We start from the raw sequence: 12,851 nt of genomic DNA, 5'->3' as shown, positions 1-12,851 counted from the left end.
CCCTCCGGGCCGATCGCTCGCTCACGTCCCTCGGGCTTCAGCCGATCGCTCGCTCACGTCCCTCGGGCTTCAGCCGATCGCTCGCTCACGTCCCTCGGGCTTCAGCCGATCGCTCGCTCGCTTTCTTCACGAAAGTGAGAGAGCGATCGGTTTTAAGGGCTGTTATGTGAGAGAGCGTTGGGATATCTGCTGTTGCTGAGAACTGTGTCACGCCTTAGCAAAACGTTGGATTAACCCGGTAGTCTTAGCGGTGTTTGTGTCATGAATTGCCGTGGGGTGCGGCGTCGGCTGCCTGGTGCTGCCTAAATTGTGGGGGAATGTGGATGGCTCTGCCTGACGGGTCCGGAAACCGCCGTGCCAGGAATCGCCGGCGAAAAGTCATGTCGGCAACCGCTTTTTCCGTTGCTGCCGCGGTCTTGGTGACCGGTGCCGTCCTGTATCCGGGGTTCAAAACCACCGAGGTGGACCTCAACGATGGTGGCGTCTGGGTAGTCAGCAAGTCCAAAAATGCCGCAGGACGGCTCAACTACCCGTCCAAATCCTTGGACGGTGCGGTGACTCCTGCGAGCAAGGATTTCGACGTCCTCCAGCAGGCCGGGGATGTCTTCATTGATGACCCCGAAGGTGCCACTATCAACCCGGTAAGCGCTGCGAACATGCGCTTGGGCGGAGATCAGAAGCTGCCTGGCTCGGCGGATGTGAGTTTCGGCCACAAAGTGCTGGCAGTTACGGATCCTTCCAAGGGCAAGGTCTGGGCACTGTCCGCAGGATCCGTGGGCGGATTCAGTGATGAGTCCGAACCATTGTTCGAGCAGTCGCCCGGAATTGTTTCTGTTGTAGGTGTTGACGACACCATTCACACCGTGGATCCGGAGTCCGGCAGGGTCACCGCCACGAAGGTGGACGCCAACGGAAAATCAGTGGACTCCCAGGTCCGCACGGACGGCGCTCTCAAGGGCGCGGGCGACCTTCAGCTCACGGCTGTGGGTGACAAAGCAGTGGTTCTCAACGGAGCGACCGGGAACATCATTCTCCCGGGTGGCGCCACAGTTCATTTGGACGACGCCCGCGACGCCAAGCTCCAGCAGACCGGACCGGCCGCGGATTTCGTGGCCATTGCCACCACCAAGGCGCTCCTTCTTCAGCCGTTGGACGGCGGAACGGCAAAGACCGTCCGGGCCGACGGCGAAGGCGTTCCCGCAGCGCCCGTGCACTTGGGAACATGCACGTACGGGGCATGGTCCGGTGCCAACAAGTACATCCGGGAATGCAGCAATGAGGCTGATAATCGCCGCGCCGATGTTCCCAAGGCGAGTGCGTCGCCGTCGTACGTTTTCCGGGTCAACCGCGATCTCGTGGTTCTGAACGACGTCAATTCCGGCAACGTCTGGATGGTCAACCAGAACATGCAGTTGGTCAACAACTGGGATGACGTCATCCCGCCCCAACAAACATCGGACGACGCCGACAAAGACTCGGCTGACGAAGTCCAGCAAACGGTCCTCCCGGACCGCAGCAAACCGAACACGCCCCCGGTGGCCAAACCGGACTCCTTTGGAGTGCGTGCCGGCAAGACCACCCTGTTGCCGGTTTTGGACAACGACGCCGATTCCGACGGCGATGTTTTGACGGTTGCCGCCGATCAAGCCGTGAAATCGGGCGCGTTGGCTCCCGTTTACGGCGGGACCGGGTTCCAGATCTCAGTCCCGGCGGAGCAAACGGGGTCCGAGACGTTCAAGTACTCCGTGGATGATGGCCGCGGCGGAACCGGCGCGGCCAACGTTGACCTCCGTATTGTCCCTTCCGGCGAGAACAACGCCCCGCAGCAGAAGCCCAACAGGAACAACGCCTTGGTGGTGCAAACGGGGAAGATCGCCAACCAATACATCCTCAGCGACTGGATCGATCCCGACGGAGACGACATCTTTGCCGTTGCTGCGAGCAGCAGCGATCCCGCCGACCAAGTGCGCATCAGGCCGGATGGGCTGCTGACCTTCCAGGACTCCGGATCAGGGCCCGGAAAGAAGACCATTGCAGTGTCGGTCTCCGACGGCACTCTCAGCACTGAGGGACGCATCACTGTGGACGTTCGCGCCCCCGGGGCCCTGCCGCCTATCGCGAACGCCGATCATGTGGTTGCCGTGGCAGGCCAGGACACGGTGATCGCCCCGCTCAAGAACGATACTGATCCGCAGGGCGGCACACTTCGGATGGCACAGGCCCAGCCGGATGAACAGTCCACTGCGGTGATAGGTCCGGACCAGCAGACGTTCACTTTCAACTCGACGTCCACCGGTCCCCACTACGTCACCTATATGGTCACTAACGGACCGGCCAGTGCCCAGCAACTGGTGCGCGTGGACGTAGTGTCCGGCAATAATGACGGCGCCCCTGTTGCAGTTCGTGACATTGCGCTTCTGCCAAGTGGCGGCAGCACCGTGGTGGATGTGCTCGGCAACGACTCGGATCCGGCCGGAGGAGTGCTGGTTGTCCAATCTGTCACTGTGGAGGACGGCCTCCCGGTGACAGTAGCGGTTCTGGACCATTCGGTGGTCAAGATCACGGACATTCATGCCACCGGGCAGCTTTCCCTGAAATACACCATTTCCAACGGCAAAGCCTCGGCCACGGGAGACATTTCAGTACAGGTAGTACTGGCGCCCAGCAAGCTGCAGGCCCCGCAGGCCAAGCCGGACGAAGTGTCTGTGCGCGTTGGTGACGTAGTGACCATTCCTGTCCTGGAGAACGATTCCGACCCCAACGGCGGAGAGCTGACCCTCGATCCCGAGTTGGCGCAACAGCCCGATGCCGCAGATGGCAGGATGTTCATCGCCGGTAATAGCCTGCGCTTCATCGCGGGTGAAGTACCCAAGACTGTCTATGCCATCTATAAAGTCAGCAACGCTTCGGGCCAAACGGACTCCCAGCAGGTCACTATCCGGATCCGCGCCCGGGATGACGCCACCAACACGCGCCCCGAGCCGCGGAACCTCACGGCGCGGGTGGTGGCCGGCATGACCGTCAAGATTCCGGTGCCGTTGGATGGCATTGACGCCGATGGTGACTCTGTCCAACTCATTGGCGTAGACAAAGCCCCCGCACTCGGTACCGCTGTAGTGCGGGACGGTTACATTGAGTTCACCGCTGCTGCCACCTCCGCGGGTACTGACACGTTTAGTTACCGGGTGCGGGATCGCATCGGAGCCGAGAACACCGGCACGGTCATTGTGGGCATTGCGCCGGCGGAGGCCAATAACCAAAAGCCGATCGCTGTGGACGACGCCATTGAGGTCCGTCCGGGACGCCGGATTGCAGTGGATGCCTTGAAGAACGACTCGGACCCGGACGGCGACCCCATCGGCCTGGTGAATTCGTTCGAAGCCAACCCCGAACTTCAGGTTGAAGCTGCCGCCGGCAAGATCCTCCTGACCGCGCCCGGCGTTACCGGAAACGAGAGCATCAGTTACCGGATCCAAGACGACAAAAAAGCTGAAGCCAGCGCTGTGGTCAGGGTTCAAACGAGCCCGACGGCGGCCCTCCACGTGCCGATAGCGGTGGATGACCGCATCACCTTGGCTGAGACGCTCGGCAAGACCGCCGTGGATGTTCCGGTACTGAAGAACGACTCCGACCCCGACGGCGTGGCCGAAGATTTGGCCATCACCTTGCCCGATGCGAATCCGAACGCACGCGTGGGGACCGCTGGGAACGTTGTGGTGACCCTCGCTCCGCAGGACCAGCTGATCCCGTACACCGTGACGGACATGGACGGACAGTCAGCCACTGCCGTGATGTGGATTCCCGGCCAAGGCCTGCAGTATCCCACCCTCGCCAAGACCGATCCCGTTGAGGTCATGTCCGGCAAGGAAGTAACGGTTTCGCTCCAGGAGTATGTCCGGGTGCGGGAAGGCCGGCAACCCCGGCTCACCGTGGCAGACAAAATCCGTGTCCAGGGAGCCGATCCCAACAACGTTATTTCCGGCGATGGAAATGCGCTGCGGTACGCAGCACAGACAGACTACGTTGGTCCGGGATCCATCACCTTCGAGGTCACTGACGGATCCGGTCCGGACGACTCCGAAGGCCTGAAATCCACTTTGACCATCATCACAAAAGTCATCCCGGACCCCAACGCCAACCACGTCCCCACCTTCAGCGGTGCGTCCATTGAAGCGCCCAAGGGTGAAACCACCGAGCTGGAGTTGGCAAACCTTGCCAAGGACGTGGACGAAAAGGACCAGGGAAACCTGAAGTTCGAACTGGACGGACAGCAGCCAGCGGGCTTCCAGACCAAGGTGGAAGGAACGGTCCTCAAAGTCACCCCGGATCTCTCCGTCACCCCGGGTGCTGTAGGCACGTTCCCGTTGAAGGTTACGGATGGCCGCTCTGACGCTGTTCGGGCAACGGTTACAGCCACCGTGGTCTCCTCGAACCGGCCCAAGCCTGTGGCCAACGACGACTCCGTTGAGAAAGCCAACGCCGGACGTTCCGAGACCATCAACGTCCTGGCCAACGACTTCAACCCTTTCAGTGACTCGCCGCTCACTATGGAAGGCGCCGCAGTGGAAACAGGTTCCGCTGCCGGCCAGCCCACGGTCTCGGGTGAATCCATCACGGTCACTCCTGCGGACGGCTTCAAGGGCGTCATGGTGGTTCGGTACACGGTGCTGGACAAGACCAAGGACCCCTCGCGGCAGGCGGTGGGACGCGTCCGGATCACGGTCAGGGATAAGCCCGATGCTCCCTCGGCGCCGGTAGCCACCGATGTCCGCAGCCGCACCGCCGTGCTCAAGTGGGCACCGCCGTCGGACAATGGCGCAGCCATCACCAAGTACACGGTCAAGGCGGCCGGCTTTGAGCAGGTGTGTCCCACCACCACGTGCACGTTGTCCGGGCTTACCAACAACGTGAAGTACGTGTTCACCGTGTTCGCCACCAACGAGGTAGGGGATTCACCGGCGTCCATCGCGTCCAACGAGATCCGGCCCGATGAGAAGCCTTCGCCGCCGGACGCTCCCACGGTCAAGGCAGGGGACAAGAACATGGCCATCACGTGGACCCCTGCGAAGACTGAGGGCTCTCCGGTGAAGCACTACAACCTGGAGATTTCTCCGCCCCCGGCTAACGGCATTGCCGTCAAGAACGACGTGACAGGCCTCAGCTACACGTGGCCGGGACTCAGCAACGGCGTGAAGTACAAGGTCCGTGTCCAGGCCGTCAATGAGCTCGGCCCCTCCGACTGGGGGATGTATTCCCTTGAGGACAACCCTGCCGGCCTTCCGGCAGCACCCGCTGCCCCCACCACCGCCGTAGTGCAGTCGGTGGGAACAAATAACCAAATTCGCGCGGACTGGACCGAGCCGGATATCAATGGTGACCCCATCAAGAGCTACTACGTCACCATGACCGGTGGAAACGGCGTGCCCCAAACCCAAACAATCCCGGGCAACGTCCGCTCTGCGGTGTTCACGGCCCAGAACGACGAAACCGGCTACACCTTTACGGTTCAGGCGGAGAACAAAGCCGGCAAGGGAGGCGTCAGCGCCCCCTCGGCACCGCGACGTGCCACCGGCCAGCTGATGATGGTTGAAAAAGTTACGGCCACACCCGCCAACACCGGGGGAGCAGGCCGGGCTGTCACCATCAACTTCGCGGTTCTGAACCAGGATCAGCGCAATGGCTCTTCCGAGAGCGAAGTCAGCTACCGCTACCTCGCCAGCACCGGTCAGAGTGGCCCCATCACCCCCGGGCAAACGGTGGGTGGATTCACCAACGGGCAGGCAACCTCCATCACAGTTACTGCCGTGTCCTCGGTGGCGCCCAGTTCCAATGCCAGTGCGCCGGCAACCGCAACTCCGTTTGGTTCGCCCGGAACGCCATCTGCTTCAGGCGCCAACGGCGGGCAAAACCAGACCACGTTGACGCTGAACTGGTCCTCGCCGTCCACCAACAGCAACGACGTCGCAGTCACCAAGATCAGGATCACAGGCGGCGGAACGGATACGGGCTGGATCAACGAATCGGCGTCCGGCAGCCGCGTGGTCAACACCAACGGCTATAACCAGACGCGAACCATCGAAGTGCAGACATTCAACTCCGTGGGCACAGGCGGTGGCGTTGCTTCTGCGAGTGCTCAGAGCGGGCCGCAGAAGACGTCCTGGGACGCGACCCTGCCTCCCGGCAGCTACCGGACGTGCACGGACACAGCCACCTCCGGCCAGACGTCGTGGGATCCCAACACTCCGGGGCACCTTTGCGACGGAAAGGTCAGAGGTGTGCCTTGGCAGTACGAATCCGATGGTGCGTTCACGGTCAACTGCTACGTCAACCGCAGCACCCCATACTTGAACTACGCTGCCTGGTACCGCCTGAGCAGCGGCCCCAACGCCGGCCGCTTCATCGCCCAGGGCAACACCACCCTGGGAGATCCCGGCCCCCATCAGATTCCGCAATGCTAGGCAACGGGACGCCGGGGCGCCGGGCAGTTGTCCCCATCGCGCACCGGGCAAGGGAGACAGTACGCTGTCAAAGCCAATGGATAGCCCGGTCTCGGGTTGCCTTGGTTGGCCGTAGAGCGCGTGGGATAGTCTTAGGGACTGAAAATCCCGCCGCCGTACGGGGGAACTGCGGAATGTACGGCTGCCGGCACATGCCGGTTGGCCTGGAAGCCACTGGGGAGCGGCTGGACACAAAGGGAATTCTGGGGCTGTGAGAACTTTCTTCGGCAAGCTGGGGCTGAAAAAGCGTCAAAACAAGAAATTAATAGCGGGAACTGCTGTCACCGCAGCGGGCGCTTTGCTGATCACCGGGGCCATTCTGTACCCGGGGTTCAAGACCACCGAGGTGGACTTGAACGACGGCGGCGTGTGGGTGGTGAGCAAAACCAAGAACGCCGTGGGCCGGTTGAACTACCCGTCCCGCGTCCTTGACGGTGCCGTGACCCCGGCAACCACTACCTTCGATGTGCTGCAGCATGACGGCAACGTCTTCGTGGACGATGAGTCCGGCTCCACCATCAACCAGGTGTCTGCCGCGAACCTGAAGCTGGGCGGCGACAAGCAGCTGCCGTCGTCGTCGCAAGTCAGCTATGGCTCCACCGTGCTCTCGGTGACCGATCCTGCCCGCGGCAAGGTCTGGGCGTTGTCACCGTCCACCGTGAACGGCTTCGATGAAGAAGGAACCGAGCCCGTTCTGACTGGCTCCCCGGGCATTGTCTCAGCGGTGGGATCGGACAACAGGATCTACACGGCAGACCCGGGTAAAGGCGAAATCACCGTCACCACCGTGGATGCGAACGGCGAACGGACAGATTCGCAGATCACCAAAGTGGACGAACTAAAAGGTGCCGGCGATCTCCAACTGACGGTCGTCGGCGACAAGCCGGTGGTCCTGGACGCTGCATCCGGGAACCTCTTCCTCCCCGGAGGCCGGAAGCTCCAACTGGCCGATGCCCGTGAAGCAAAGCTGCAGCAGAACAGCGAAGAGAGCAATTACGTTGCCATCGCCACGAAGAAGGCTTTGCTCAAGCAGCCCCTTGACGGGTCCACTGCAGCAACTGTCAGTGCAGACGGCGAAGGTGTCCCCGCAGCGCCCGTCCAGGTTAGCAAGTGTGTGCATTCGGCCTGGTCCGGTGCCAACAAGTACGTCCGCGACTGCGACAACGACGCCGACGACAAGAAGAACGACGTTCCCAAGGCAAGCGCCTCTCCCAGCTACGTTTTCCGGGTGAACCGGGACTTGGTAGTCCTGAACGACGTCAACTCCGGCAGCGTGTGGCTGGTCAACCAGAACATGCAGCTGGTGAACAACTGGGACGAAGTTGTACCGCCCAAGAATCAGTCCGACGACCAGGACCAGGAGTCCGCGGACAACAACACCATTAACGTCCTCCCGGACCGCACCAAGCCCAACCGTCCGCCGGAAACCAAGCCGGACGAGTTCGGCGTCCGGCCCGGCCGGACCTCCGTTTTGAGCGTGCTGGATAACGACTCAGACCCCGACGGCGATGTCCTCACCGCGTCGGTGGGTGCCAATGGTCCAAAATTGGGAGCCCTGGAAAACATCTACGGAGGCTCTGCCTTCCAGATCAAAGTCCCGGCCGATGCCAAGCCGGGAACAGAAGTCTTCGACTACAACGCCGCTGATGGCCGTGATTTGTCCGCGGGCGGCAAGGTCACCCTGCGGGTTGTAGCTCCCGAAGAGAACAAACCGCCGCTCTTCAAAAGGGGTGAGCCCACCACCATGCTGGTGGAGCAAGGCAAGTCCGTCAGCCAGAACATTCTGACCGACTGGATGGATCCGGACGGGGATGACCTCGTCCTGCTGGACGCGAAGTCGGACAACGACCAGGACCAGGTGAAGGTTCGCCGTGACGGCCTGCTCACGTACCAGGATTCCGGTGCAGCACCGGGCAAGAAGAACGTCACCATCACCGTATGGGACGGCCGGGCCACCACCACGGGCCGCATTGTGGTGAACGTGCAGCCGCCGGGCGCCCTCGCTCCTGTTGTGAACGCGGACCACGTCACTGCCGTGGTTGGGCAGGATTTGGTGATTGCGCCGCTGAAGAACGATGTTGATCCCAACGGTGGGGCCCTTCGCGTGGCACATGTTGAGGCTGCCGGTGCGGCTGAATTGGGCCCGATAACCGACGGCGGTACCTTTACGTTCCGGAGCACCACGCCCGGCCCGATCTACCTGACCTACATCGCCAGCAACGGCCCCCAAAGCAGCCAGGGGCTGATCCGCGTGGACGTCGAATCCGGCAAGGATCCCGGCGCTCCGGTGGCCGTTCACGACGTCGCCCTGCTCCCTGTGGGGGGCAGCGTCCTGGTTGATCCTCTGGCCAACGATTCCGATCCTTCCGGTGGCGTGTTGGTCCTCCAGTCCGTCACCGTACCGGATGGCTCGTCGGCCTCGGTGAGCGTGATCGACCACAGCGTTCTTCGCGTCACGGATGTCCTCGGCGCCAAAGAACCTTTCGTCTTCAGCTACACCATGTCCAACGGCCGCGCCTCGGCCACCGGGACAGTGGGCGTCGTCCCGGTGCCGGCCCCCGCCGTCGTCGAGGCTCCCCAGCCCAAACCTGACGAAGTCAACGTTCGCGTGAACGACGTCGTCACCATCCCGGTCCTGGACAATGACACGCACCCGCAGGGTGAGGAACTGTCCGTGGATCCGGTACTGGCGCAAAGCATCCCGGAAGAGGATGGCAAAGCGTTCATTTCCGAGAAGACTCTTCGATTCATCGCCGGCCCCACGCCAAAGACCGTCCGCGCCATTTACAACGCGGTTGATCCGCAGGGCCAGAAGAGCGCCGCGGCGGTCACCATCCACATCCTTCCTCTGGAAGGCACCCAGAACTCGCGTCCGCAGCCGCAAAACCTGACGGCACGCGTGGTGGCCGGCGGCAGTGTCCGCATCCCGGTCCCGTTGGACGGCATAGACCCCGACGGCGACTCGGTACAGCTCACCGGCATCGACAGCACTCCCACCATGGGTACTGCGACGGCGGGCAGCAGCTTCATCGATTTCGTCGCCGCCGGTGATGGCGCGGGGACCGATACGTTCCGGTACAAGGTTATTGACCGCCAAGGTGCGGTCAACACGGGAACTGTGACGGTGGGCGTTGCTCCACGTGGCGAGGACAACCAGAAACCTGCCCCCGTGGATGACGAGGTCAAGGTGCGTCCGGGCAGGCAGATCGCGATCGATGCCACGGCCAACGACACCGACCCCGATGGCGACATCATCCGTATCCTGACGGACAGTATCGAAGCCGATGCAGGACTTGACGCCAAGGTCAGCCAGACCAGCGGCCGAATCCTGGTGACCGCGCCCGCAGCCGAGGGCACCGTGAATGTCCGTTACTCGGTGGCTGACGACCGCGACGCGGTGGGCCAGGCCAGTATCCGCGTGGTGGTCCAGAACGATCTGCCACTGCAGGCCCCGATTGCCCGCGACGACCGCGTGACATCCGCACAAACACTGGGCAAGACTGCCGTGGATGTGCCTGTCCTGAAGAACGATGAGGATCCGGACGGCGTAGGGGAGAACCTCAAGGTCGCTACCGGTTTGGAGACCGCGCGCCCCGGCCCCGAAGGCAACGTCATTGTTGACCTGACAGAGCAACCGCAACTGGTGCCTTACACCGTGGAGGACGTGGACGGCCAGAAGTCCACGGCCATCATCTGGGTTCCCGGTATTGGCCAGCAGGTTCCCACGCTCGCAAAGGACGAGGTGGTGGAACTTGTCTCAGGGCAGTCCGTCACGGTGAACCTCCCGGAGTGGGTGAAAGTCCGTGAAGGACGTTCACCGCGGCTTACCCAGACTGACCGCATCAAGCTGATCGGTGCAGACGGCAGTGATCCCATAGCCAACGGTGGTACCGCGTTGAAGTACACCGCAGGTGCGGAGTACGTTGGGCCCGGTTCCATCAGCTTCGAAGTTACTGACGGAACAGGTCCGGATGACCCCAATGGCCTGAAGTCCACCCTGAGCATCCGCACCAAAGTGCTGCCGGACCCCAACAAGAACAACCCTCCGGTCCTTCTGGGCAGTGACGTGGAAGTTCCCAAGGGCGACTCTGCGAGCCTGGATCTGGAGAAGCTGACGTCGGATCCGGACGCCGATGACGTGCAGAACATGAGCTACGAGCTGGTGGGTAACGCCCAGGGCGGCTTCAAGGTGAATGTGGATGGCAAGACGCTCAAGGTTTCCGCAGACGATTCCGTACAGATCGGGCAGACCGGCACCGTCCAGGTGAAAGCAAAGGACCGGCGCGGACTCGAAGCCGTAGCCACCTACAAGCTTTCGTTGTCGGCCTCCAACAGGCCCAAACCTGTAGCTAATGACGATGCTGAACCGGATGCCCAATCCGGGAAGCCAGTTACCGTCAACGTGCTGGCTAATGATTCGAATCCGTTCCCGGATACTGCCCTGAAGATCGTCTCGGCCGTTACTGAAACGGGTCAGGGGACCGCCGAAGTGGGGGGAGACAGTGTCACAGTCACCCCCGGAGGCGGATTCACCGGCACCATGGTGGTTGCCTACACCGTGCAGGACAAGACCGGCGAAATCTCCCGGTACGCCACTGCCCGTATCCGTCTGACGGTTAAGGACAAGCCGGCCGCGCCCACAACGCCTTTGGCTCAAAGCGTGGGTGACCAGACAGCGCTCCTGACCTGGAACGCGCCGCCTGACCGTGGTTCACCCATCACCAAGTACACGGTGTACGGGGAAAACGGCTTCAAACAGGACTGCCCCGCGAATACGTGTACGTTGACCGGGCTGACCAACAACGTGAAGTATCACTTTGCCGTCACCGCAACCAACGCGATTGACGAGTCCGAGCGCTCTCCGGTGTCCGCCGAGGTCCGTCCGGACGTCAAGCCGGACACCCCGGTGGCCCCGACGCTGAAGTTCGGCGACAAGCAGCTCTCCGTAGCGTGGGTTCCGCCCGCGAGCAAGGGCTCGCCCATCAAGTCCTACGATCTTGAGATCTCGCCTGCTCCTGCCGGCCAGAACCCGCAGATCCAGAACCTCACGGGCAACAGCCACGTTTGGACCGGATTGACCAATGGCGTGGCCTACAAGGTGCGCGTCCTGGCCCGGAATGACGCCAAGGAACCCTCGGAATGGAGCACCTACTCTGCTGCCGAGACTCCTGCCGGCGTGCCGACAACTCCTGCCGCTCCTTCAGTGGTGGGGGCAGGATCCGTTGGTACCCAAAGCCAGTTGCAGGTCAGCTGGGCAGCACCGAACAACAACGGTGACGCCGTGTCGGCTTACACCCTGACCACCTACCGAGGTGGCGCTGTTGTCACGTCGCAACCCGTGGCCGCGACGTCACAAAATGTGACGGTGGACAACTCCGAAGCCGACTACTCGTTCACGGTGTCCGCTACCAATAAGGCCGGCGTCAGCGGTGTCAGCCAACAGTCGGCTCCCATCCGCGCTGCCGGCAAGCCCGGGATAGTGGGTACGCCCTCCGCTGCCTTGGTTGAGACCAATGCTGATGGCGGCAAGATCCAGGTGACGTTCAACCCGCTGACAGCTGCGGAGCGAAATGGAGCCAACGTCAACGAGATCAGCTACCGCTATGCCCTGACGTCCGGGGGCGGCAGTGGCGCTATTCCTTCCGGCGGAGCAGTTGTGGCGGCCGCCAATGGAACTGACACAGCAGTAGTGGTCTGGGCAGTGTCCTCACGGAACCCCACTCCCGGGGACCGAAGCCCGGCATCGAACACCGTCAACCCCTATGGGCTTGCAGCTGCGCCGGTGGTGACCGGTAGCAAGAGCAGCGGTGTGGGCGACAAGACGGTGTCGTGGACCTGGAGCGCTCCCAGCGGTAATGGTCGCCCGGTGACGGGGTACCAGTACAGCCTTGATGGTGGGGGATGGACAAACACGGATCAGAGGTCCCTCTCAAGAAGCGTTGGCTACAGCCAGACCGTCACGCTTCAGGTCCGTGCGATCAGCGGAGGCCAAGCCGGCAGGATCGGCAGTGACACATCCCGCAGTGGGGCTGAACCGCCTCCGCCGCCTCCGCCCAATCCACCTGCGCCATCGCAGATCCAGGCTCATAACAGCACCTGCCCGGGTAAGCCCGGTCAACCGGACTCCTACAACCCGAGCGGCCCCACGTGTGGCGTCGGCTGGGTGGAGCGGTCCTGGGGCTGGATTGATGTCACCTGCCGGCAGGACATCTACCGGAACGGGACGCCCTGGTACAAGCTCAGCGGCTCGCCAAAGGATGGTTGGTTCGTAAAATCCACCACCGTGGATGTCCGTAACGGCGTACCACCACCCTGCTGACTTATCCCTTGCAAACAAGCAACAACTACAACCCA

General features: G+C 62.3%; 2 protein-coding genes. Both read left to right on the top strand.

Going from position 1 to position 12,851, the window contains the following annotated elements; genetic code table 11:
* Window positions 1-323 precede the first annotated feature (323 nt).
* A complete protein-coding gene (locus BACI9J_RS14785) occupies window positions 324-6,458 on the top strand; it encodes an Ig-like domain-containing protein (RefSeq protein WP_159735041.1) in 6,135 nt (2,044 codons plus the stop codon).
* A 250-nt stretch (window positions 6,459-6,708) separates the two neighbouring features.
* Complete coding sequence (locus BACI9J_RS14780) at window positions 6,709-12,816, top strand: Ig-like domain-containing protein (RefSeq protein WP_159735040.1); 6,108 nt, start codon at window positions 6,709-6,711, stop codon at window positions 12,814-12,816.
* The last annotated feature ends 35 nt before the right edge of the window (window positions 12,817-12,851 follow it).

Origin of the sequence: Arthrobacter sp. 9V, from assembly GCF_902506065.1 — a bacterium.
GTDB lineage: Bacteria > Actinomycetota > Actinomycetes > Actinomycetales > Micrococcaceae > Arthrobacter.
Note: the sequence above shows the minus strand (reverse complement) of the source record. Positions and strands in the feature narration are given on the sequence as shown.